This window comes from Devosia nitrariae, from assembly GCF_030160115.1.
GTDB classification, from domain to species: domain Bacteria; phylum Pseudomonadota; class Alphaproteobacteria; order Rhizobiales; family Devosiaceae; genus Devosia; species Devosia nitrariae.
The window spans coordinates 1-22,486 of sequence record NZ_BSNS01000012.1 but is presented as its reverse complement, the minus strand read 5'-3'; the positions used below and the strand labels follow the sequence as shown (position 1 = coordinate 22,486).

At 64.3% G+C, this 22,486-nt stretch carries 25 protein-coding genes; 10 read left to right on the top strand and 15 right to left on the bottom strand.

What is annotated here, in order from left to right:
* Window positions 1–7: 7 nt before the first annotated feature.
* The 3 genes from phnE to phnC form a co-directional block, all read right to left on the bottom strand.
* Window positions 8–976 (bottom strand): phosphonate ABC transporter, permease protein PhnE, encoded by a 969-nt coding sequence (gene phnE / locus QQK18_RS14530; RefSeq protein ID WP_284341074.1) that lies wholly within the window; start codon window positions 974–976, stop codon window positions 8–10.
* A gap of 71 nt (window positions 977–1,047) precedes the next feature.
* Window positions 1,048–1,950: a phosphonate ABC transporter substrate-binding protein gene (phnD, locus tag QQK18_RS14525; RefSeq protein ID WP_284341259.1), complete on the bottom strand. Its 903-nt coding sequence runs from the start codon at window positions 1,948–1,950 to the stop codon at window positions 1,048–1,050.
* A 42-nt stretch (window positions 1,951–1,992) separates the two neighbouring features.
* A complete protein-coding gene (gene phnC / locus QQK18_RS14520; protein WP_284341073.1) occupies window positions 1,993–2,856 on the bottom strand; it encodes a phosphonate ABC transporter ATP-binding protein in 864 nt (287 codons plus the stop codon).
* A 163-nt stretch (window positions 2,857–3,019) separates the two neighbouring features.
* Here phnC and QQK18_RS14515 point away from each other — a divergent pair, with 163 nt between their 5' ends.
* On the top strand, window positions 3,020–3,505 hold the full coding sequence (locus QQK18_RS14515; protein WP_284341072.1) for an MgtC/SapB family protein: 486 nt from the start codon (window positions 3,020–3,022) through the stop codon (window positions 3,503–3,505).
* Between the two features lie 11 nt (window positions 3,506–3,516).
* Here the strand turns inward: QQK18_RS14515 and QQK18_RS14510 are convergent, their stop codons facing one another.
* Together QQK18_RS14510 and QQK18_RS14505 are read right to left on the bottom strand one after the other, a co-directional pair.
* On the bottom strand, window positions 3,517–3,945 hold the full coding sequence (locus QQK18_RS14510) for a hypothetical protein (RefSeq protein ID WP_284341071.1): 429 nt from the start codon (window positions 3,943–3,945) through the stop codon (window positions 3,517–3,519).
* 328 nt (window positions 3,946–4,273) lie between these two features.
* Window positions 4,274–4,720, bottom strand: coding sequence for a response regulator (locus QQK18_RS14505; RefSeq protein WP_284341070.1), 447 nt, complete (start codon window positions 4,718–4,720; stop codon window positions 4,274–4,276).
* A 279-nt stretch (window positions 4,721–4,999) separates the two neighbouring features.
* Between QQK18_RS14505 and QQK18_RS14500 the strand changes: the two genes are divergently transcribed.
* On the top strand, window positions 5,000–6,682 hold the full coding sequence (locus QQK18_RS14500) for a hypothetical protein (protein WP_284341069.1): 1,683 nt from the start codon (window positions 5,000–5,002) through the stop codon (window positions 6,680–6,682).
* A gap of 175 nt (window positions 6,683–6,857) precedes the next feature.
* Here the strand turns inward: QQK18_RS14500 and QQK18_RS14495 are convergent, their stop codons facing one another.
* From QQK18_RS14495 to QQK18_RS14475, 5 genes are all read right to left on the bottom strand, one after another.
* A complete protein-coding gene (locus tag QQK18_RS14495; protein WP_284341068.1) occupies window positions 6,858–7,226 on the bottom strand; it encodes an HVO_A0114 family putative DNA-binding protein in 369 nt (122 codons plus the stop codon).
* A complete protein-coding gene (locus QQK18_RS14490) occupies window positions 7,223–7,591 on the bottom strand; it encodes a toxin-antitoxin system TumE family protein (RefSeq protein ID WP_284341067.1) in 369 nt (122 codons plus the stop codon). The genes QQK18_RS14495 and QQK18_RS14490 overlap by 4 nt, the downstream gene beginning before the upstream one ends.
* A 94-nt stretch (window positions 7,592–7,685) precedes the next feature.
* Entirely contained in the window at window positions 7,686–8,984 is a 1,299-nt protein-coding gene (murD, locus tag QQK18_RS14485; RefSeq protein WP_284341066.1) for a UDP-N-acetylmuramoyl-L-alanine--D-glutamate ligase, read from the bottom strand.
* Window positions 8,974–10,305, bottom strand: coding sequence for a MurL-like N-terminal domain-containing (locus tag QQK18_RS14480; RefSeq protein ID WP_284341065.1), 1,332 nt, complete (start codon window positions 10,303–10,305; stop codon window positions 8,974–8,976). The genes murD and QQK18_RS14480 overlap by 11 nt, the downstream gene beginning before the upstream one ends.
* Before the next feature lie 88 nt (window positions 10,306–10,393).
* A complete protein-coding gene (locus tag QQK18_RS14475; RefSeq protein ID WP_284341064.1) occupies window positions 10,394–11,287 on the bottom strand; it encodes a metallophosphoesterase family protein in 894 nt (297 codons plus the stop codon).
* 110 nt (window positions 11,288–11,397) lie between these two features.
* Between QQK18_RS14475 and QQK18_RS14470 the strand changes: the two genes are divergently transcribed.
* Complete coding sequence (locus QQK18_RS14470; protein WP_284341063.1) at window positions 11,398–11,874, top strand: NUDIX domain-containing protein; 477 nt, start codon at window positions 11,398–11,400, stop codon at window positions 11,872–11,874.
* 286 nt (window positions 11,875–12,160) lie between these two features.
* On the opposite strand, the gene QQK18_RS14465 is transcribed toward QQK18_RS14470, so the two are convergent.
* The gene (locus QQK18_RS14465; protein ID WP_284341062.1) at window positions 12,161–13,120 is read right to left on the bottom strand and encodes a glutathione S-transferase family protein; all 960 of its coding nucleotides are present in this window, start codon (window positions 13,118–13,120) and stop codon (window positions 12,161–12,163) included.
* Window positions 13,121–13,389: 269 nt separating this feature from the next.
* Between QQK18_RS14465 and QQK18_RS14460 the strand changes: the two genes are divergently transcribed.
* From QQK18_RS14460 to QQK18_RS14450, 3 genes are all read left to right on the top strand, one after another.
* Complete coding sequence (locus tag QQK18_RS14460; RefSeq protein ID WP_284341061.1) at window positions 13,390–13,935, top strand: GNAT family N-acetyltransferase; 546 nt, start codon at window positions 13,390–13,392, stop codon at window positions 13,933–13,935.
* A gap of 123 nt (window positions 13,936–14,058) precedes the next feature.
* A complete protein-coding gene (locus tag QQK18_RS14455) occupies window positions 14,059–14,688 on the top strand; it encodes a CoA pyrophosphatase (RefSeq protein WP_284341060.1) in 630 nt (209 codons plus the stop codon).
* The gene (locus QQK18_RS14450) at window positions 14,685–15,884 is read left to right on the top strand and encodes a CCA tRNA nucleotidyltransferase (protein ID WP_284341059.1); all 1,200 of its coding nucleotides are present in this window, start codon (window positions 14,685–14,687) and stop codon (window positions 15,882–15,884) included. Before QQK18_RS14455 ends, QQK18_RS14450 begins: the two co-directional genes overlap by 4 nt.
* Before the next feature lie 11 nt (window positions 15,885–15,895).
* Here QQK18_RS14450 and QQK18_RS14445 read toward each other — a convergent pair whose 3' ends face one another.
* Window positions 15,896–16,090, bottom strand: coding sequence for a DUF1059 domain-containing protein (locus tag QQK18_RS14445; protein WP_284341058.1), 195 nt, complete (start codon window positions 16,088–16,090; stop codon window positions 15,896–15,898).
* 83 nt (window positions 16,091–16,173) lie between these two features.
* Complete coding sequence (locus tag QQK18_RS14440; RefSeq protein WP_284341057.1) at window positions 16,174–17,325, bottom strand: AAA family ATPase; 1,152 nt, start codon at window positions 17,323–17,325, stop codon at window positions 16,174–16,176.
* A gap of 147 nt (window positions 17,326–17,472) precedes the next feature.
* On the opposite strand from QQK18_RS14440, the gene QQK18_RS14435 reads away from it, so the two are divergent.
* Window positions 17,473–18,036: a DUF2062 domain-containing protein gene (locus QQK18_RS14435; RefSeq protein WP_284341056.1), complete on the top strand. Its 564-nt coding sequence runs from the start codon at window positions 17,473–17,475 to the stop codon at window positions 18,034–18,036.
* Window positions 18,037–18,058: 22 nt separating this feature from the next.
* Here the strand turns inward: QQK18_RS14435 and hemF are convergent, their stop codons facing one another.
* A complete protein-coding gene (hemF, locus tag QQK18_RS14430; protein ID WP_284341055.1) occupies window positions 18,059–18,943 on the bottom strand; it encodes an oxygen-dependent coproporphyrinogen oxidase in 885 nt (294 codons plus the stop codon).
* Window positions 18,940–19,410 carry a tRNA (cytidine(34)-2'-O)-methyltransferase gene (locus tag QQK18_RS14425; RefSeq protein ID WP_284341054.1) on the bottom strand — a complete coding sequence of 157 codons (471 nt, stop codon included), beginning with the start codon at window positions 19,408–19,410 and terminating at the stop codon, window positions 18,940–18,942. Before QQK18_RS14425 ends, hemF begins: the two co-directional genes overlap by 4 nt.
* A 223-nt stretch (window positions 19,411–19,633) precedes the next feature.
* Between QQK18_RS14425 and petA the strand changes: the two genes are divergently transcribed.
* From petA to QQK18_RS14410, 3 genes are read left to right on the top strand one after another with little or no spacing between them, the layout of a single operon-like run.
* Window positions 19,634–20,176 carry a ubiquinol-cytochrome c reductase iron-sulfur subunit gene (gene petA / locus QQK18_RS14420; RefSeq protein ID WP_284341053.1) on the top strand — a complete coding sequence of 181 codons (543 nt, stop codon included), beginning with the start codon at window positions 19,634–19,636 and terminating at the stop codon, window positions 20,174–20,176.
* A gap of 11 nt (window positions 20,177–20,187) precedes the next feature.
* Window positions 20,188–21,438, top strand: a complete 1,251-nt coding sequence (locus QQK18_RS14415; protein WP_284341052.1) for a cytochrome b — start codon at window positions 20,188–20,190, stop codon at window positions 21,436–21,438.
* A gap of 19 nt (window positions 21,439–21,457) precedes the next feature.
* Window positions 21,458–22,315, top strand: coding sequence for a cytochrome c1 (locus tag QQK18_RS14410; RefSeq protein WP_284341051.1), 858 nt, complete (start codon window positions 21,458–21,460; stop codon window positions 22,313–22,315).
* The last annotated feature ends 171 nt before the right edge of the window (window positions 22,316–22,486 follow it).

Here is a 22,486-nt window from a genome sequence, read left to right as displayed (position 1 = left end):
AAGCCTCTCACGTGCCGCCGAACTGGAAGGCCTGGTTGCCGACGAGCCGGTGGCGCAGCCAGCCGGAGAGCTGATCGACAGCAACGATGGTCAGGAACAGCAGGATGACGATTGCATAGGTCTTGGCGGCGTGATCGCGGCCGATCGACTGTCGGAAGACCTCGCCGATGCCGCCGCCGCCGACGGCGCCTATGATGGTCGAGGCGCGCACATTGATCTCGGCGCGCAGGAGAAAATAGGAAACGAGGTTGGGCAGCACCTGCGGCACGATGCCGAAACGGACCCGCTCGAACCAGTTGGCGCCGCTGGCCTTGAGACCGTCGTCCGGCTTCATGTCGGCGTTCTCGACGATTTCGAAGAACATCTTGCCGAGGGCACCGATGGTGTGGAGCGAGACGGCAAAGATCGCCGCGATGGGGCCGAGCGAGAGAATGGCGGCAAAGAGCCCGGCGATGACGATCTCGGGGAAAGCGCGCAGCAGCTCGAACACGCGGCGCACGATGAAACGGACGGGGCCAGCGCCAACGAGGTTGGTGGCAGCGAAAAAGCAGAGGCAGAAGGCAAACAAGCCCCCGACGAGGGTCGACAGGAACGCGATGTTGAGCGTCACCAGCATCTGGTAGAAATACTCGGGCAGATAGACGTCGCCGAAGAGATAGTGGCGGCCTTCCTCGTAGTCGTATTTGAATGAGCCGTCGGCGTAGGGCGAGGGCAGGTCGAAAAGCGCGCGCACGATCTCGACCGGATCGTCGGGCGTGAAGGTCTTGATGAAATCGAGGAGATAGGGCAGCCGGTCGAGGAATTTACCGGCGCTGGCGTCGTTGGCAAAGATCAGCGCGCCGACGAGCACCACGGCAAGAACAAGGAGCGTGCCGATCGTATAAAGACGGCGGGTCGCCACCAGCTGCCGGTAGTGGTTGTGAACGTCGATGGTCTCGGGTGTGAGGCTGGCGTGGGGCACGGTGGCGTCGGTCATGAGGCCCTCGAGTCCTTAAAAAAGCAGCGGGCCGGCTCCTGCTCGAGAAGCCGACCCGCGCCGGGATTGGTTCAGCCGCCGATGGTGGCCTTACGGGCGTCGATGATCGGCTGGTAGAACGAGGCGTCGACCTCGACGAAGCCGTTGTAGTCGCCCGACTGGGCCGCGCGGAAGCACTCGTAGTTGGTCTCGGGGAGCGCCATCAGGAAGTCCTTGATGGCCAGTTTGGTTTCCTCGGGCAGCCCCGAGCGTACGACGATCGGACCGTTGGGGATCAGCGGCGACTGCCAGATCTGCACGACGTCCTCCATGTCGAGCATGCCCTTGTCGACCATCGAACGGATGTTGCCGGAGGTGTAGCCCTCGGAGAACTCGCCGACGCCCGAAGCCCAGGTGACGCCGGCATCGAACTGGCCGTCGAGAACCGCGAGAACGTTGTTCTCATGGCCGCCGCCGAAACCGGTTTCGCCGAAATACTCCTCGACCGGCGCGCCAATGTCGTTGGGCAGGGTCACGAGCGGGATCAGATAGCCGGAGGTCGAGTCCGGATCGGCAAAGCCGAGGCTCCTGCCCTTCATGTCCTCGAGCGAGGTGATGTCGCTGTCGGCGCGGGCGAGCATGACGGAATAATAGCCGGTCGAGCCGTCAGTCTGCTCGGTGGTCAGGATCGGCTCGACAGCATCAGGATCGCGCAGGTGGATGGCGGCATAGCCGGAAGCGCCCAGTTCTGCATAGTCGAGGGTGCCGCCGAGCAGTCCCTGGATGACGCCGTCATAGTCGGCAGCCGGGAAGAGCTGGACGTCGGAGAAGCCGAGTTCGGCCTTCATCAGGTCGACGAGGCACTGGTTGTCGCGCAGGCGGTCGGCTTCGTTCTCGCCGCCGAGCAGGCCAATGCGCAGGACGTTGTCCTGGGCAAGGGAGGTACCGGTGACGGCAACGGCCATCACGGCGGTGAGGATCGATTTGCGGAGCATGGTCATAGGGTTCTCTCCTGAGGGAAGGGGCAGTGATCGACGTCAGCTCGACAGGGGACCGGTGGAAGCGAGTTCCTTGTCGCTGTTGCCCTTGGCGCTGGCGCGTTCGGCGCGCGGTCTGACCGGTGCAAGGCTGGTGGAGGTCATGGCCTCCGAGAAAGCGTCCTCGAGGCCTTCGGCGCCGTAGATCATGCGGGCGACATCGGTGGTGAGCATTGCGGGCGTGCCGTCGAAGACGATGCGGCCGGCCGCCATGCCGATGATGCGGTCGCAATAGGTGCGGGCGGTGTCGAGGGTATGGAGGTTGGTGATGACGGTGATGCCGTCCTGCCGGTTGATGGACTTCAAGGTCTCCATCACTACCTGAGCGTTGCGCGGGTCGAGCGAGGCGATGGGCTCGTCGGCCAGCATCATCCTCGGACCCTGCATAAGGGCCCGGGCGATGGCCACGCGCTGCTGCTGGCCGCCCGAAAGCTCGCCGGCGCGCTGGGTTGCCGTCTGGGCGATACCGAGACGCTCGAGCGCCTTGAGGGCGAGGAGCTGCTCTTCCTCGGTGAAGATACGCAACAGGCTCATCAGCGAATTGCGTTGGTTGAGACGGCCGAGCATGACGTTGGTGATGACGTCGAGACGCGGCACCAGGTTGAACTGCTGGAAGATCATGGCGCAGTCGCGCTGCCAGCGACGCAGGTCCGAGCCCTTCAAGCCCGAAACCAGCCGGCCCGAATAGACGATCCTGCCTTCGCTGACATCGGCCAGCCGGTTGATCATGCGCAAAAGCGTCGACTTGCCGGCGCCTGATGCGCCGATAATGCCGACCATCTCGCCCTCGGAGACGACGAGGGAGACGTTGTCGACCGCGGTCTTGTCACCGAAGCGGCGCGTTACGCGATGCAGCTCGAGCACTGGCCGTCCCCCTTGCAGTTGACTTCGGGGGGTCTAGGATCGGCCGGTTAAACTGTGATGTCGGTTTGGTGACGGTTGCATGACCGTCCACAGGACGAGCTCCGCCGGAACCACAGCGCGTGCGCGCAGTTGTCAGATAGGGTTCAACAGTGGGGGCTTTCAAATGGATAGCGGCAATGTCTTCGGCCTCGTTGAAAGCCATCTGCCCCTAGGCATCACTCTCATCCGCCTCGGCATCGCCGCCATTTTCGGAGCGATGATCGGTTTCGAGCGCGGCAGGCACACCGCCGGGGAGGCGGGGCTTCGCACACACATCCTGATCGCGGTCGCGGCGTGTCTCTTCACGATCCTCACCTTCGAGATCTTTCACACTATCGAGGGGGCGGAGAACCGGGCCGATCCTATCCGGGCGATCGAGGCGGTGACGGCCGGCATCGCTTTCCTCGGCGCCGGTGCCATATTCCGCGGCGGCGGCAACGTGCAGGGGCTGACGACGGGCGCGGGCATGTGGCTGGCGGGAGCGGTGGGGGTCGCCTGCGCGCTCGGCTACTATGTGACCGGGCTCGTGGTCTCGCTCTTTGCTATCGTGGTGCTGGCGCTGCTGCGGCGCTTCTCGCACCACTTCGTCAGCGGTGTCGACGACCGTTAGCCCTCGTGTCTCTACTCTTCCAGCGCGATCTCATTGCCGTCGTCGTCCCACATCTGGACGATGCTGCACTCGATCAGCCGCTCGCTGTCGCATTTGGTGGCGACAAGGGCTTCGAGCTCGGGCCGGTCCATGGCGTCACACACGAAGCCGTGCCAATGGATGCCCTCCTGATGCAGCATGGCGATGTCGGCGACCCAGCGATGCGGGAAGCACCAGAGGTCGACTACGCAGTCCTCGGGGCCAAGGCCGCTCTCGTCCATGCATCTGGTCTGCGCGCAGGAGATAGTATCCACGGCGTCCTCGCCGAAGCAGACGCCGAGGCCCGCTTCCGGGGCCTGGGCAAAGGCAACACCTTGCAAGGGGGTGAAGTCGAGCTTGTCCTTGGCTGAAGCGGCATGCGCGAGGATCAGCGAACATAGCAACGCAGAAAGCAGGCGCATGTGAACCCCCAGGGGATGAGGCGGACACCATGTCGGCAAGCCTTCATGCGCGTCAAGCGCGGCGACAGGGGAGAAGCGACGGCGGCTGGAGGGCCTTGCGCGCGGGAGGGACATCGCGCGAACCGTGCTTCTCCCCTTGCGCGATCGACGGGCTGGAGGAAGAGCCGCGACCGCGCGCCGTCGACAGCCCAGGAGCAAGGCTGTCAGCTTCCGCCTCACAGCGTCCGAGGCCGTGAGGCGGGAGAAACGGCAGGAGCCCATTTGGGAACGCCGTCCGGCAAACCGGCACAACGGGTTTTCCTGCCAGGCATGAACCTGGACGCAGGAGTTACATGCCGACTGCGTCCAGGCGCTGGCTGCGCGCCCAGAAACTGACGATATTGGCGACCTCGCGACGATAGGCCTCGCGTTCGGCCTCACGGCGGACCACGGCGGCAGCTCCAGCCGCGATGAGCGCCTGGCGCTCTGCGGGATCAGCGGTCGATGCCATGGCAACGATCGGAATGCTGGCCTTGCAGGCAACATCGGCAACCGCGGCAGTGAAGTCGCGAGTCGCTGTGCTTTTGGCGCGCAAGTCGACGATCAGCAGGGCGGGGCGGGTAGTGACCGGCGGGGAGAGCCGCTCCGTGAGGCGTCTCAAGCCGTCCTCGGCGTTACCCAGCCATTCGAGACGCGGCGCGCCCTGCGCCGCGAGGGTGCGGGTCAGCAGCCGCACCGAATGCGCGTCATCATCCACCAGCGCCAGATAGGGCGCCTTCTCCAAGGCAACAGTCATCGCATACCTCTCGATCCGCGCCGCGCGGATTGGCAAACCGAACAGCGGCAACGCTTCCTGGTGCCGGGTGCATCGGCGGCGGGGCGAGCGGACGGTCTGGTTGGCGCTGTCGGTCGGGCAATAGAAGCATTGGCCGATCCATGGCCTGATGGGCCAGCAGCGTGGCGCTTATGCGCGCACGTCGCGGCGTGCGTAAGGCAAAACCGGGTAAAGCCAGGTAACCGGCCTTGTGTTTTACATGTAAAATCGGGACAATCCGTACTTGGGAGGCTGGGATCTATGCCGGGGCCAGATGGTCAGGCGGCCGGGGAGATCAGAGCGGCTCTGGAACGGCTCCAGAGCTGGCAGGGAATTGCGCGCTCTCCTCAGCTCTCACGGCTCCTCGACTATATCGTCGAGCGCACGCTCACCGGCAATGCGGAGGCGATCAAGGCCTATACCATCGCAGTCGACGTTTTCGATCGACCGCCTGATTTCGATCCACAGGGTGATCCGATCGTGCGGGTGCAGGCGCGCCGGCTGCGGAACCTGCTTGCAGAATATTACGAGGGTCCCGGAAGAAACGAGCCGCTGCGCATCGTCTTGCCGGTCGGTCGCTACGTCCCTGAGTTCGTCCGCAGCGCGGAGGCCATTTCGCCCGCACCGTCGCCCGCGCCGACGCGCCGGCCTGCTTTCCAAATGTCATGGCTCATGGAGTTCATCCTCCTTATCGGCATCGGTGCGGGCGTCGCGGTATTCGCGCTGGCGATGCGCCAGGCCCCGGAGGAGCCGATGGCTACCGGGGCGATCGCGCCGCCGCGCGTCGGCGTCGTCGAGTTCCAGAACCTGACCGGCAACAGGAATCTGGACGCCGCGATGGCCGGGCTCGCGGTCGAGCTGGTGACCGACCTCGACCTCTTCGGCGAGATCGATGCCCACTATGGCGGCCGCGCAGCGGGCGGGTCGCTCAGCGATTTCGTGCTGACGGGCATCGCGCGCGACAGCGGCGGGCGCGTGCAGTACAGCGCGATCCTCACCCGGTCGGCTTCGCAAGCGGTGGAATGGAGCCACGTCCTCGAGCGCCCGGAAACCGCAACGAATCGTGCCCTCGCCGACGACCTCTCACGCGATCTCAGCCTGCTGCTCGGCAGCTCCCGAGGACCGCTGCACGCGAGCATGCGCTCGCTGATCGCAGCGGGTGTGCCGGCGGCTGAACCGCGCAGCCTCTATGTTTGCCTGATGATGTTCCACCGCTACCGGGACACGAACGGCACTGAGGGGGCGGATAGCGCGAGTGCCTGCTTTGCGGACCTTCCGGATGCCGAGCGGGTAAGCCCCGTGGCGAAGGCGGCGATGGCCAGCCTCATCGCGGAAGGGGGTATCATCGATGACGGCGATCCCGCCGCCGCGTCCGAAGCGCTCATTGCCGAAGCCATGGACGACGGCGCGCTGAGCAGCTTCGTCTGGGAGCAGCGCGCCCGGATCCATCAGGCGCATGGGCACCTCGATCTGGCGCGGCAGGCCTATAGCTCGGCGCTGCAGCTCAATCCGGCCAACGCTGACGCCATGGCGGCCTTTGCCCTGTTGCTCGCGCTCCACGGAGACATCGATGCTTCCGCCGAGCTCGGCGCGGTGGCGCTGACCGGCACGCCGCAGCCGCCGCCGGACTGGTATTATGGCGCACCGGCGATTACGGCCTTCCGCGCGGGCGATTTCGCCACTGCCGCCGGACGAGCCGGCACCTATACGCGCGCGGACCGGGAATTGGGGGCGGTGCTTGCGGCGCTGGCGGCCCTCAACATGGGCAATGCCGACATGGTCAATCGCTTCCTGCCGCAGGTTCTCGATACCGTCAGCTTCAAGGCCAATGGCATCCTGCCCCAACTGCGCAAACGTATCGGCGATCGGGGCCTGATCGGCAGCATCCGCTGGGGTTTGCTGGAGGCCGGCGTTCCCGTCGCCGCGCTCGAGGGTCCTTATTGAGGCCACCGCGGATCGAGCCAGCGGCAACACAGCAGCGCGATCGGCAAAAATGTCGAGTTCAGGTATAAGACCGCCGCCGACGATGTCGAAGAACGCGCACGGGCCATGCCCTTGAGGTAGGCGTGCGTCACGATCCAGAACGATATCGATAGAGCTTGGTTGGCACTTGGACTGCTCAACTATGCGAAAGGACGGGCATATCGAGCGTGATCCGATCGTACCGCACACGCGGCACAATGCGGCCATGCTCGCCGTCGGCCAGTTCAATCAAGCCGTAGCGCTCCATCGTACGCAGAGTACGCGAGAGGTTGGATTTTGCCCGCCCCGAAAGCTCTTCGAGTTCGGCCAGAGATTCGGGCTTTCGCTTGGCGATGAGGTCGAGCAAAGCCTGGTTTCGCTGGGACAAAATCTTGGCAAAACTCTCTACCGAGGTGAACCAGACCGTCGGCTCACCCTTTTTCGGCTTCAACTCGCCCCGCGCAATCGCCATGGTGCGGGCTTTCATGTCGTCGTAGCTGGCAATGCCGACGTGCAATGTCGTCATTTCAGAACTCCTTTCTCACGCAATACCGCATCCACCTCGGCCCAAAAGTCCTGTAGCAGAGTGGCAGCGTCTCTGTAGTCGTAGGGCCGGATCGTGCGCAGGCGATGCTTATGGTCGAACTTACGCTTGCCTTTGCCGCTCGGACCTTTGACATCGCTCACCGCATGGGCATTATCGAAACCGACAAGTCTCTCGCCTGATCCATCATGCAAGGTCAGCGAGTAGCTCAGGCCATGCGGGCGTTCAGGCGTAACCTCCACGCGCACGACGATGAACTTCACCCAATGTTCGTCATCGATGAATAACCTTTGACCGTGCAACTCGACCAAGGTGTTGAGACTGCTATCGGGTTTCTGTCCAGACATGATTTAGGTTATCACTTACTGATAACAAGAGGCAAGTCGGCCGACGCATCGCCGCATACCGAGTAGCCGGGCCGGCATCGCCATGCGGAGGCTGCTACTGCGACGTCGCGAACAGCTCGCGCGCCAGTGCGACGAACCGGTCGCCCCGTTCCTCGAAATTCTTGAACTGGTTGTAGGACGGCGCGCCGGGCGAGAGGATGACGGTGTCGAACCGGCCCCTCCGCCCGGCGAGGCCCTGCATGCCCTCGGTGAGGTCATGGGCCGGGACGACCTCGACGCCGGGAGCGGCGGCGTGTGCCGCCTGGGCCAGTCGGAAGCCCGTCACCGGCAGGCAGACGAGCGTTGTGACACCGTGGCCCTCGATCAGCCGGACGAGCTCACCATAATCCTGCTCGCGCTCGTGCCCGCCGGCGATGAGCGCGATACGGCGGCCGTGATAGGCGGCGAGCGCCGCCTTGGTCGCCTCCGGCGTCGTCGAGATCGAATCGTCGACGAAGAGCGTTTCGCCGAACCTGTGCTCCTCCAGCCGGTGGGGCAACGGCTGGAAGGCAGCGATGCCTTCGGCGATCCCCTCGCGCGTCGCGCCGGCGGCCAGCGCGAGCTGGGCCGCGAGCCGTGCATTGTCGAGGTTGTGAGCGCCCTTGAGACGCGAAGCGGTGACGGCGACCGTCAGGGCGTCGTCCTCGGTCCGGGGGAGGGGCGGCAGCAAGCGGCGGTGGTCACTCACCGCAGCCAGCACCAGCGCGTTGGTTGCCGCGCCGGCGCCGAGCCCGACGCGAAAATCGCCCTCGCGACTGATGAGGTGCAGTTTATCGGCAAAGTAGCGGGCGACGCTCCCGTGCCAGTCGACGTGCTCGGGATAAAGGTTGGTGAGGCCCGCGATGTCGGGCAGGAAGCTCATGTCGGCGGTTTGGTAGCTTGAAAGCTCGAAGACGACCGTCTCGTGCCTGTCGGCGATGTCGAGCGGCGCGAGCCCGACATTGCCGGCAAGGCCGGCATCGATGCCGGATTTTTCCAGCATCAGATGCGTCAGCGTTGCCGTCGTCGACTTGCCCTTGGTGCCGGTGATGGCGATCACCCGGCGTCCGGCGCGATAGGCAAGGCCCCAGAGATTGAGGTTGGAGGTCACCGGAATGGCGGCGGCGCGGGCGGCGTCGAATATGGGCTTGTAGCGCGAGACCCCGGGGCTCTTGACGATCAGCCCGAAGCGGCGCGCGGCGATGGCCGCCTTGAGCTCTGCGGGTGCGAGGAATTCGGCCTCCTCGATCCCAGCCTCGCCGCTGTCGACGGTCACGTAAATCTTGAGGTCGGGTTGGCGGGCCTTGAGGAATGCGCGCGTCGAGCGCGCCTCGCGCCCGGCTCCATAGAGCAGCACGGGCTCGTCAAAGCGCATGGGTGGCGATCCTGGCCGCGAGCTCTGCAGGTACGTGATGGTCTGGGCTGTCGGTCATCAGCTCGCGCATCGCCTCCAGCAGCACCGGCTCACCATACTGGGCGAGGAGGTCGTCTCGCAAAGCCGCAACGATCGCATCCCCAGCCCATTCGGGCCGTCCCGTCAGCACGTGGAGGCAGGCGGCCGCCTCAAGGATCTCCCCGACGCACTCCCAGGGCTTCTGGCCGGCAAGGCCGGTCAACTCGCGGAACGAAGCCTCATGCTGCCGCTCGGCGAGCAGGTTCCGCTTGAAGATTGAGACTAGCCGGTCCTTCTGCATCACCGGGGCCAGGATCAAGAAGACGAAATGGCACTTGGGACATTCGCCGCACCAGAGGGGACCATCGTGACCCGACAGGCGGAAGTTGCGGTTGCAGCTCGAGAACACATGGTCGTAGCGGGTCTCGCGTGCGAAAAGCTCGGCGATCCGCGCCTCCGAATAAGGGCGCAGCAGCGAGAAATAGGTCAGCGCGCCTCCGGTCGCCCCGGCAAGGACGGCTGCGATCCGCGTCTCGAACTCGAGCGATTTGGAATACTGGTGGTTGGCCTCGCGCCCGTCGAAGACGACATTGCCCTCGCTCGCCGATCGCTCGTTGGAGAGCACGATCCGGTTGTAGCCGAACAGCAGTGCGCAGAGCGCCGCGATCATCGAGTTGATGGCCGTCGAGGGCACGTGGCCGTTGTAGAAGCCGGGCTGGCCGGAAAGGCGAATCATCTCGGCGTCGAGCGTGCGCCTGACGTAGAGCGCGGGTTTGTCGATCGCTTCGACACAGCCGAGGATCGGACCCTTCGGGTTGACCGCAAAGGGGGTGAAGTCCACCCCCGCAGCCTTCAGCAGCTCGACGCTGACCAGCGAATCCTTGCCGCCGCCGATGGGCAGCAGCGTGCGGTCCTCGAGGGTCACGGCTCCCGGCGCAGGCCCCGGAGCCTCGGGCGCCTCCAGCACGAGACGCCCGAAGCGGATGAGGTTGTTGCGGGCATAGAACTCGCCGAGGCCGTTCTCATAGACGTCGATGACGAAATCTCGCTCGGCGGCGGTGAGAGGTATGCCCTCGATCTCGATCGCGAGCGGCGCCTTGAGCTTGAAATAGGAGACGCCAAGGACGATGGCCGTCAGGCCCAGAAGCTTGACGAACGCGTCCGAACGCGACTTTTCGGGGTCGATGCCGCGCGGAAACTCGAGTATCTCGGTGAAAAGCCGGCCGTCGAGGCCGTAGCCGAAACGCGCGGTACCCGTAGTCGGGTCGAACTGCGGCGGCGCGATGTGGAAGATCTGGCTCAAAATCTCGTTCAGGTCCGTGCGCTGAGTGGCAGCGTTGATTCCGGCAATATAGGACAACTGTGGCCGGTTAGGGAGCTGGCCGGAAGGATCAGTAAATCCGCATCTGCAGGCGCATGACGATGTCGTTGCCGAGCCGCTGGAAGCCGAATTCGCGCATGGTGCAGGCCCAGCCGGCGCCGTTGCGCTCGATGCGGAAGAGATTGTAGCGCGCCGGGTCATCGAGGCGGCCGCCCTGGGCGGCGCTGGCGGCCGCGACCCCGATTACCGGCACCTCGCCCTCAGGACCGTGAATCGAGTGGATGGACGAGCGGTGGGTATGGCCGTGCAGCACCAGCTCACAGCCCTCGCGCTCGACAATGTCGCGAAAGAGCTTGTGGCCGCGCAGCCCGAAGGAGGGATGCTGCAACTCGACATTGGGCGGATGGTGGATCATGACGACGCGAAAATAGCCCGCCTCGCGCGTGACTTTCAGGATACCGGCGAGGCGCGCCGCCTGATCTCGGCCAAACTCGCCGACTGCGAGGAAAGGTGCGGTTGGCACAGCGCTCGAGCAGGCGATGACGGCAACGTCCCCGACGCGGCGCACGAACGGGAAACGCGTGTTCTTTTCCAGCGTCTCACCGGTGATGTAGTCGCCCCAGTGATTGAGGGCCTTTTCCAGCGCGCCGTGCACATAGGCGTCGTGGTTGCCGGGCGACACGCAGATCCTGTCGGCGGGCCCCAGAGTCTTCAGCCACTCCCGCGCACGGGTGATTTCCTCGGTGAGCGCCAGGTTCACCATATCGCCGGTCACGGCGATGAAATCGGCATTCTGCGTCTGCAAATGGTCGATGAGGGTTTTGAGGCTCTCCCCGCTCAGCACCGACTTGCGCGTCAGCTTCCAGTTGAGATAGCCGGTGATGCGCTTGCCCGCCAGATCCCTGGGCCTGACTCGCGGCAGCGGGGCGAGATGGATGTCCGAAATGTGGGCAAGGGTTGTCATTGCGGGCCTAATGCCACGACCGGCCGGCCAAGAAAATGATCAATTGGCGCGCGAGCCGATTTTGTCGCACGCGATCGTCTGCTACCGGTAGGCGAAAAGGAGCCCTCTTCATGCAGATGAATCGCTGGCAGCGTCTCAGCGTCTGGTTCTATCTCAACGCGGTCGGCCTGCGCCGCCGTATGACGCTGGGGTCCAGAGTGATGCTGGTCGACGGGGACAAGGTGCTGCTCATTCGCCATTCCTACATTCCGGGCTGGGCCTTTCCGGGCGGTGGCGTGGAGCCGGGCGAGACGGCTGAAGAGAGTGCGCTGCGCGAGGTCGTGGAAGAGACCGGCTACCGGCCTATCGGGGCCATGGAACTCTTCGGGCTCTATCATAACAACAACCCCATCACCAACCGCGACCATGTGGCGTTCTTCGTGGCGCGCCGGTTCGAGAAAGCGTTCGAGTTCAAGTCGACCCACGAAATCGCCGAGATCGGCTGGTTCGATAAGTCAGCCCTTCCCGAGAAGATCACGCCCTCGACCTCCCAGCGGATCGACGAGTATTTCGACCGGGTCGAGAAGCGAGCGATCTGGGGGTACTGAAGCGAGTTGCGCCAGCCCCGGATCCAGCCAGGGCTATCGCATATGGCACCGAACCGGACAGAGGCACGGTGTTCCCTTCTCCCCTTGAGGGAGAAGGTGGCGCGTGGCGCCGGATGAGGGGTTTGCGATGACGCAAGACGCACCTGACCTTGTGCTTCTTGCAGCATCGCAACCCCTCACCCTGTTTTTCGCTGAACGCGAAAAATCTGTCCCTCTCCCTCAAGGGAAGAGGGTGGTCAGGCCCGCATGCAATAGACTGCGGATCCACCTGGCGCGGCGCCGCGGGTTATTTCAGGAACGGCAGTTCTGGCCCGATGGGGATGATCCGGTGCGGGTTTATGGTGGTGTGGCTCCAATAGTAGTGCGTGGTGATGTGCTCGAGGTTGACGGTGTCTTTTACTCCGGGCACCTCGTAGAGCGCCTTCAGGTAATGTGAGAGGTTGGGATAGTCGGCGATGCGGCGCTTGTTGCATTTGAAGTGGCCGACATAGACCGCATCGAACCGAACCAGAGTGGTAAAGAGCCGCCAGTCGGCTTCGGTGATCGTGTCGCCTGTCAGATAGGCGGTCTCCCCGAGCAGACCCTCGACCCAGTCGAGCGCCGCAAAGAGCTTGGAGACAGCCTCGTCATAGGCAGCCTGCGTGGTGGCAAAGCCAGCCTTGTAGACGCCGTTGTTGATGTCGTCGTAGACCCGCGCGTTGATCGCGTCGATCTGGTCGCGCAGCGGTTCGGGATAGTAGTCGTCGGTGTTTCCGGTCAGCTCGTTGAAGGCCGAGTTGAACATGCGGATGATTTCCGAGCTCTCGTTGGAGACGATTGTGCCGCGCTCCTTGTCCCAAAGGGCCGGCACCGTCACCCGCCCGGTATAGTCGAGGCCTGCCTGCGCATAGACCTGCCAGAGGAAATCCTTGCCGAGGACCGAGTCACCGGTCGAGCCTTCGTCGGTCCTGAAGCTCCAGCCGGTTTCGTCGGGCATCTTGGGCGAGACCACCGACACCGAGATCAGGTTCTCGAGTTCCTTGAGCTTGCGGAAGACCAGGGTCCGGTGCGCCCAGGGGCAGGCGAGGGAGACATAGAGGTGATAGCGCCCGGCCTCGGCTGCAAAGCCACCTTCACCGGAGGGGCCGGGGCTGCCGTCGGCGGTGATCCAGTTGCGGAAGCCGGCCTCGCTGCGCACGAATTTTCCGTCGGTCTTTTTGGTGTCGTACCACCCGGTCGACCAGCGGCCGTCGATCAATTGTCCCACGATGTCGTCCTTTCCGTCGTGATGGCGACGCATTTGCCCGCTGAAATAGGTGCGTCGACCGGAACGTTGCTAGTGCCCGTTCGGTTGACAGAGCGTTGCATCTTTCCGTTTGCGCGAGGGCCGGCTTGGTGATAATTCGCCCTTCAGGCGTGGAGGCGCCCAGGATGATAAAGGTTTTACGAGCAACACGACGACCCTAGCCGGTCGCTTTTTGGCTGCCCCTTTGGCAGCCCGCTTGTTTCTGCCCTTATTCATCCGGACTTCCGACCATGATCGCTCCCCAGGCCGCTGTCGCCGCGCCCCTTGTCACGCACCTTCCCAGCATTCCCTACGTCCGACCGGCCACCCCAGCCGACGATACGTTTGTCGAAGAACTGCACGCCATCGCCTTCGGTCCCGGGCGCTTCGCGCGCACGGCCTTCCGGGTGCGCGAGCGCTTTCCGATAGATGAAAGCCTCAGCCTCATCGCCGAGGTCGACGGCGTGCCGTGCGGCGCGGTGTGGATGACGCCGGTCAGCGTGGGGGGCGTCAACGGCTATCTCCTCGGCCCGCTCGCCACCGATCCCGGTTTTCGCAAGCGCGGCGCCGGCAAGCTCCTGGCGCGCGAGGTCACGGCCCACGCGCTGGCGCGCGGAGAGGGGCAGTTCGTGCTGCTGATCGGTGATCAGGACTATTACTGCCCGCTCGGCTGGCAGCCAACGGTCAAGGGCGCCATCGGTTTTCCCGGCCCCGTCGACTACGATCGTGTCCTGGTCTTTACCCATGACGAGACCCTGGCAACGACGCTCGCCGGTCCCATCGCCGCCTTCCGTTGATAAGGCGCAGGCTGGTTTGACCCTCGCTCAAACCGGCTGCCCAATTTTGGGGGGATGCGGGCGGGCGCTTCGTCGCCTAGATTGATCGGGTGCAACGGATTCCCCGATACCGGAGCCCGCCGCGTGGCCATCGAGGACATTGACATCGACCGCATCGCCGGCCGGCTCCTTTCCGAGCCGCCGGCGCTTGCTGCCCATGGCGAACTGGTTCCCGACTGGGCGCCGGCAACCGCCTTCGATCGGCCACCCGTCGCCGCGGCTGTGCTCATTGCCCTCGTTGCGCGACCGGAAGGCCACACGATTCTTTATACCGAACGGTCGCCGGACCTGCGCTCCCATTCCGGCCAGGTGGCCTTTCCCGGCGGCAAGATCGATCCGACCGATGCCGACGCGGCCGATGCGGCCCTGCGCGAGGCCAGCGAGGAGGTGGCCTTGCGGCGAGGCGACGCGCACGTCATCGGCTTCATGCCGACCTATTTCACCGGCACCAACTACCTGATCACGCCGGTAGTAGCGCTGGTCGCTCCCGGACGGCCGTTCGTGCCCAACCCACGTGAGGTGCGCTCGGTGTTCGAGGTGCCGCTCGCACGCATCCTCAGCAACGAGAGTTACGGCACTTACCGCATCAAGCGCGGCGGCAAGGAGCACCGGACCTGGCAGATCGACCACGAGGGGCATGTTATCTGGGGCATCACCGCCAACCTCACCCGCCGGTTTCGCGACATGGTGCTTGCTGCGGAGGCGGGGTCGTGATCGGGGCGGCGACAGCCGAGGCGCGGCTGCGCGATGCGGCCTGGGTGAGGCTTCCCGAGCTGCGGGCCATTCTTGCCATGCTCGACGGCGAGGCCGGGCGCTCGCGGGTCGTCGGCGGGTTGGTGCGTGATACGGTTCTCGATCTGGCGCGCGACAGATCGGACATAGACGTCGCGACCGAACTTACGCCGCAGCAGGTGACCGACCGGGCTCGTGCAGAAGGCATAGCGGTCTATCCCACCGGCATCGACCACGGCACGGTGACGCTGCGGCACGGATCGGTGGTTGCCGAGGTCACGACGCTACGCGAGGATATCGAGACAGACGGCCGGCACGCACGTGTGCACTTCGGCACCGATTGGACCGCCGATGCCTCGCGGCGCGACTTCACCCTCAACGCGCTTTATGCCGACATGAACGGGGTCCTCTTCGATCCGCTGGGAGCGCTCGCCGACTGCATTGATGCGCGCGTGCGCTTCATCGGCGATCCGGCCCGGCGCATCGCCGAGGACGGGTTGCGCGTCTATCGCTTCTTCCGCTTCACCGCCAGCCATGGCCGCGAGACCTTCGATCCGGAAGGGCTCGAAGCCTGTGCGGCGGCCGTCGGATCACTCGGGCACCTGTCGGCCGAGCGGGTGGGGAGCGAGTTCAAGCGAATGCTCGGCCTGCCGCACGTGGCATCGACCGTAAGGAAGATGGTGCAGATTGGGCTCCTGGACCTGTCGCAATCGATCGTCGCGGCCCTGCGGGCCTATGAGCGGCAGATCGCCGAGCCGACATTTCCGGCACGCCTGGCTCTCATTCTCGAGGCCGGCGATGCGGAGTTACTGCAGGCGCGATGGCGCCTCTCGAACGATGACATCGCAGCGGCGACGAACCTGCGCGCGGCCGCGCAGCTCATCGAAGAACTCAAGCTTCATGAGACGGTCTACCGCTTCCCGCAGATTGCCGAAGCGGCCCTCGATGTTGCCGCCGTGCGCGCCGGCTGGGGGGGGGCGGGCAAGACCGCCGTGCACGAAAGGCTCTCCGCGGTCGAGCGGCGCGATTTTCCACTCACTGGAGCCGACCTTGTCGGACATGGCCTCACTGCCGGTCCGGAGCTCGGCCGGGAGTTGAAACGCCTCGAACGGCTATGGATCGACAGCGAGTTCGCCCTCGGCCGGGATGAGCTGCTTTCGAAGGTCGAGGGGTTCTAGTGCATCCCGTTCTAGTGCCTGGTCTCGTTGTCATCCACGTCGACGATGCGCTCCTTGATCCGTTCGATCATGTCGGGGCGCACCACTGTTTCCCCGTGGAAGTTCTTGAGGTTTTCAACGGCGCGGCGCACCACCTCGGCCTCGCTGTCGGCCTCGGCGCGCCAGGTGGAACCGGGGATCAGGGTTCCTGAATCGAAGCGTTTCATCTCGTTCTCCCCGTCTGGGTTGTCACATCGTCAGTGGACCAGAGGAACGCGACAGCTACAAGGCAGTTCCGTTGACCTATAGGTCAATCATCGTCCGGAAAGATCCCGAGTGGCGACAGTCCTTCGAGCCAGGTGGCGCCGTCGCGGCGCACGACCTCTCGCGCCAGCACGCCGGTCTCGGCGGCCAGCGCATCAGCCAGCTCGCGCGAATGGGTCACCACCCAGACCTGGGTGCGCTCGGCTGCGCGCGCGATGGTCTTGGCCAGTGCCGGCAGCAGGCTCGGATGCAGGCTGGTTTCCGGTTCGTTGAGCGCGACGAGCGGCGGCAGGCGATAAGAAAGCAGGGCGCCAAGGAGCGCAAGAAACTGCAGCGTGCCGTCCGAGAGCTCACGCGCGGCGAACGGCCGCTTGGGCAGGTCGGGGAAGGTCATCGAGAACGTCGCGTCCTGATCCGGCATCGGCACGTCAAGGCTGGCGCCGGGGAACGCGTTCTCGATGGCCGCGTCGAGGTCCACCGAGTCCTCACGGATGTGCCGGAGGGTTGCGAACACTGCCGCAAGGTTCGACCCGTTCGCGTTGAGCAGCGGTGAAGTCACTGCCAGCGACGGCCGGCGCAGCGGGCTTTCCACATCCGTGCGGAAGCTGTGGTAGAAGCGCCACGCGGCAAGCGTCTGGCGCACGGCATCGATCTCGGGAAAGCCGCGCGCATTGGCAAGCGCCGTTTCACTGGCGAGCAAGGTGCCCGGCAACTCGACGCGCCGGCCTTGCGCGTCGCGTATCCAAGCCGCACTGCCCTTGCGCTCCAGCACAGTGACCTCACGCCTGCCCATGCGGATCGTCAGGGCTTCCCGCTTGATCTGGGCCTCGAGCAGAAAGGCGGCCGCCGTCGGCATGCGGAAGCCCACTTCCAATTCATACTGCGGCGCGAAGCCAAGTTCGGCTTCGTAAGTTGCAGGCACGTCCTCGCCGATATCGTCGAGCTTGACCTTGAGTGTCAGTCGCGACTGGTCGCCGACCTTGCGCTCGCCGGCCCAGAAGGCCGAGGCAAGGCCGCCCTCGCGGGCAATCTCCTCGGCGAGCGTGCCGAGCGCTGCCGCATGTACCAGTTCGAGCGCCCGATAGAGATTGGTCTTGCCCACCCCATTGCCGCCGACCAGCACCGACAGGCGCCGCACCGGGAAACGGATGGCGCGAACCGAGCGATAGCCGACGATTTCGATGTCCGTAAGGCTCAAGCCCGCGCCCTCTCAGCAATCGTTACGATCACGGCATCTTCGTTTTGCAATGAGCCGATGGGTTGGTAGGTGGAAACGGCCACGACGCTAACCAAGTATCAAGGGTCCGCGCAACACAAAGGCCCGAAAGGAGAGGATCTCCGACGTATGGCGTCCAGCAGGTGGAACAGGATCCGCAACGTGGTTTGGCCGCGGATGGGTTTCCGGCGTTATGGAACGTATCTGCGCAAGCGCGTACTGCGGCTCTCGGCGAGCCCGCACGCGGTCGGGGCAGGGGTCGCCTCGGGCGCGGCGGTCTCGATGTTCCCGCTCATCGGGCTGCACTTCATCCTCGGTTTCGTGCTGGCATTCTTCACGCGCGGCAACATGATCGCCGCCGCGATCGGCACCGCGTGGGGTAACCCCTTCACCTTCCCTTTCTTTTTTGCAGCCTCCTACAACATCGGCCACTGGATCCTGGGCGGCGAGCCTATCGATGCGGCAAGCCTCGATGCGACCGGCGACAAGTTGAGCGAGGGCCTGTTCTCGGGCGGGCTCACGGCCATCTGGCCGGCGTTCAAGACGATGTTCGTCGGCGCGGTTCCCTTGGCGATCATCGTTTATGCCGTGTTCTACGTGCTGGTGCGCGTGCTGGTCACGCGATTCCGCATGCTGCGACAGGCGCGCATGGCCGCGCGCCGGGCCGAGCGGTCCGGCGACATGGGATCATGAGGCTACAGTCTGGAGCGCAGATCTATGGCCAGCGCACGGCCGGGGGCATGGACGACAGGATGCTGTCGACGTTGCCGCCGGTCTTGAGGCCGAAGGTCGTGCCGCGGTCGTAGAGCAGGTTGAACTCCACGTAACGCCCACGCCGGATGAGCTGCTCGTTGCGGTCCGCTTCGCTCCAGGCGGTCTCGAAATTGCGTCGCACGAGCTTGGGATAGATGTCGAGGAACGCAAGGCCCACGTCCCTGGTGAAGGCGAAATCGGCCTGCCAGTCACCGGAATTGAGGTGGTCATAGAAAATGCCGCCGATGCCGCGCGGTTCATTGCGGTGGGGCAGGAAGAAATATTCGTCGCACCAGTCCTTGTAGCGCTGGTAGTCGATATGCGGATGGGCGTCGCATGCGGCCTTCATCGCGGCGTGGAAATCGAGAGTATCGGGATCGTCCTGCGTCCGCCGCCGGTCGAGCACCGGCGTCAGATCGGCACCGCCGCCGAACCAGAGTTTGCCTGTCACGATCATGCGCGTGTTCATGTGCACCGCCGGCACATGGGGGTTCCAGGGGTGGATGATGAGCGAGATGCCTGAGCTCCAGAAGGCGCCGCCGGCCTCGGTGCCGGGAACCTGCTTCGCGAACTCGGGCGAGAACTGCCCGTGAACCGTGGAGATGTGCACTCCGGCCTTCTCGAACACGCGGCCCTTCATCATCGACATCTCGCCGCCTCCGCCCGCCGCGCGGTCCCAGGGCGTGCGCTCGAACCGGCCCGGAGCCATTACGCCGTTGGGGCCGCGAACCTCGGTCTCGATCGCCTCGAGTTCGGCGCAGATACGGTCACGCAGGTCGCGGAACCAGGCAGCCGCCTCGGCCTTCCTTGAGTCGATGTCGTCGGGCAGGGTCGTCTCGATGGTCATGTCAGATCCTTGAAGCTGTCGGTTTGACGCATGGCTTCGCCGAGAATGAGAGTGGCACTGAGGGCGACATTGATCGAGCGCAAACCGGGCCGCATGGGAATGCGCACCTTGAGGTCAGCTGTCGCGGCCACGGCGTCGGGCACGCCGGCACTTTCGCGTCCGACCATGACGATGTCGCCCGGATCGTAGGTCGCATCATAGACCGAAAGCTTACCCTTCGTCGTTGCCAGCACCAGGCGTCTGCGCGCCTCACGCCGCCAGTCGTCGAAACGGGCAAAGCTCACATGCTCCTCGAAATTGACGAAGTCGAGGTAGTCGAGGCCGGAGCGCCGCAGGCTCGCACGCGAGAAGGCAAAGCCTGTCGGGTGGATGATGTGGAGCTTGATGCCCAAGCAGGCGCCGAGGCGCATGAGCGTGCCCGTGTTCTGGGCGATGTCGGGCTGGTAGAGCGCAAGTTCGAAGGGCATGCAGGGCCTTCCGCGACGGGTCAGAAATGCTGGTGGCGCAAGGCGGGACCAGACGAAACCGGGTATAGTGTCGCAGTTCGCTTTTGTCGCGCCGGGGCATACTGGACAAGCGCATGGGACAGTGCAAAAAGGGTCCGCAAAAGACGGGCCGCTTGAGGGCGGGGGCGCGCGATTCCGCTTGGCATAGGCGGCAGGGCTGCCAACGCCGGCCTGCCGTTTTACAATGGACGGGGACCATATCTTGGCAACGCAAGCAGAACACCAACCGACACGGCGGGATTTCCTCTATGTCGCGACCGGCTCCGTGGCGGCCGTGGGCGCGGCTGCCGTCACCTGGCCGCTGATCAACCAGCTCAATCCCGATGCCTCGACGCTCGCCCTGGCCACCATCGAGTTCAACCTCAACGGTATCGAGGAAGGTCAGACGGTCACCATCCTCTGGCGCGGCCTGCCCGTGTTCGTCCGCCATCGCACGGCGGCCGATATCGAGGAGGCCAAGGCGGTTCCGCTTTCCGACTTGAAGGATCCCGAGACCGACGAAGAGCGCACCAAGCCCGGCCATGAGCAGTGGCTGGTCATGATCGCCAACTGCACGCATCTGGGGTGTGTTCCGGTCGGAGAATCGGGGGATTTCGACGGCTGGTTCTGCCCATGCCACGGGTCGCACTACGACACGGCCGGTCGCATCCGTCGTGGGCCGGCGCCGCTCAACCTGGTGGTTCCGCCGTATGAATTCCTCAGCGATACGCTGATCCAGATCGGGTGAGGGGGAGCCAGATGTCTGAACATTCGACTTACAATCCGGCAAACGGCGTCGAGAAGTGGCTCGATGACCGCCTGCCGGTCGTCAGGTTTACCAAAGAACACCTGATGGATTTTCCCACCCCGAAGAACCTCAACTACTGGTGGACCTTCGGGGCGATCCTGGCCATGTGCCTCGGCGTACAGATCGTCACGGGCATCATCCTTGCCATGCACTATACGCCCAATGTCGAGATGGCCTTCGACTCGGTCGAGCATATCCGCCGCAACGTCAACGCGGGCCGCGAACTCCAGGCGGTGCACTCGGTCGGCGCCTCGATGTTCTTTTTTGCCGTCTACGTCCACATCTTCCGCGGTCTCTATTTCGGCTCCTACAAGGCCCCACGGGAGATCCTCTGGATTCTCGGCGTCACAATCTTTATCCTGATGATGGCGACGGCCTTTATGGGCTACGTGCTGCCCTGGGGGCAGATGAGCTTCTGGGGCGCGACGGTCATCACCAATATCTTCTCGGCGATTCCGATCGTCGGCGACCCGATCCTGCAACTCCTGCGTGGCGGTTTCGCGGTCGACAATCCGACGCTTAACCGCTTCTTCTCGCTGCACTACCTGCTGCCGTTCATCATTGCCGCGCTCGTCGTCCTGCACATCTGGGCGCTGCACGTGCCGGGCAACAACAACCCGATCGGCGTCGAGGTGAAATCGAGCCGCGATACGGTGCCCTTCCATCCGTACTATACGATGAAGGATGCCTTCGCGATGGTGGTGTTCCTCATCCCCTTCGCCTGGTTCGTATTCTTTGCGCCCGACATCCTCGGGCATCCGGACAACTACATCCAAGCCAACAGCCAGGTGACCCCGACCCACATCGTGCCCGAATGGTATCTGCTGCCGTTCTACACGATCCTGCGGGCCATCGACTTCAACGTGCTGTTCATCGACTCCAAGCTCGGCGGCGTCATCGCCATGGGCGGTGCGCTGCTGATCCTCCTGGTCCTGCCCTGGCTCGACCGTTCGCCGGTCCGTTCGGGCAATTTCCGGCCGATGTTCCGTTGGTTCTACTGGCTCTTTGTCCTCAACTTCATCACGCTCACCTATCTCGGCGCGCAGCCGGCAGAAGGCACCTACGTGCTCATCGCCAAGATCTGCGTGGCCTACTACTTCGCCTACTTCATCATCATCCTGCCGGTGCTCGCGCGCATCGAGGTGCCCAAGCCGCTGCCGGCCAGCATCTCGGAAAGCGTCCTGGGCAAGGCAAACGCGTAACGGCAGGGCATTAGAGATCATGATCGACACCAAGACCATCATCGCGGTGCTGGCCCTGGCCGGCGCCTTGCTTGCCGGACCCGTGACCGCCGCGGAAGAGGAAGCCGGCGGGCACGGGGCCGCCCATATCGAAAAGCAAAGCTGGACGTTCGCCGGTATCTTCGGCACCTATGACGAGCATCAGCTTCAACGCGGCTTCCAGGTGTTCCGCGAGGTCTGCGCGCAGTGCCACAGTGCCCGGCTGATGGCGTTCCGCAACCTGGCGGAACCCGGTGGTCCCGGCTTTTCCGAGGAACAGGTCAAGGCGCTCGCGGCCGAGTACCAGATCCCCGACGAGAGCGTCGAGGGCGGCACGCGCCCGGGCATTCCGGCGGACCGCTGGCCAGCGCCCTTCGCCTCCGAGCAGGAGGCGCGCGAGATCTATGGGACCGTGCCGCCGGATTTCTCGGTGCTGGCCAAGGCCCGCGGCGTCACCGACGCGTTCCCGTTCTGGGCGTTCAACTATTTCACCGGCTACCAGGAAGGCGGGCCGGACTACATCCACGCCCTGCTGCTTGGCTATCACGACGAACCGCCCGAGGGCGTCGAGCTGCCACCCGCCGCCTTTTACAACGAGGTCTTCCCCGGCAACGCCATCTTGATGTCTCCGCCGCTCTTCGACGGCGCGGTCGATTATGAGGAGGGCGAGGGCGGAGCAAGCGTACCCGAGACGCTCGACCAGTACGCCAGGGACGTATCGGCCTTCATGATGTGGATGGCCGAGCCGCACCTTGTCTCGCGCAAGGAGACGGGCTTCCGGGTGCTTCTTTTTCTCGTCGTTTTCGCCGGCCTCATGTGGGCGGTCAAGAACCGCCTGTGGAAGGGCATCGAGCACTAGAGCCTTTCCCGTTCTGATTGAATCAGAACGGGAGCTCTAAGTTCTTGAATTGCCGCGTTTTCGAATCGCAAAAGGTGGTATCCACTTTTGCTGAAAACGCTCTAGGTCGCAGTGACAATTTAATCGACCTAGGGATTCCCCTTGGTTGGCAAATCAGATTCAACGCTGGCT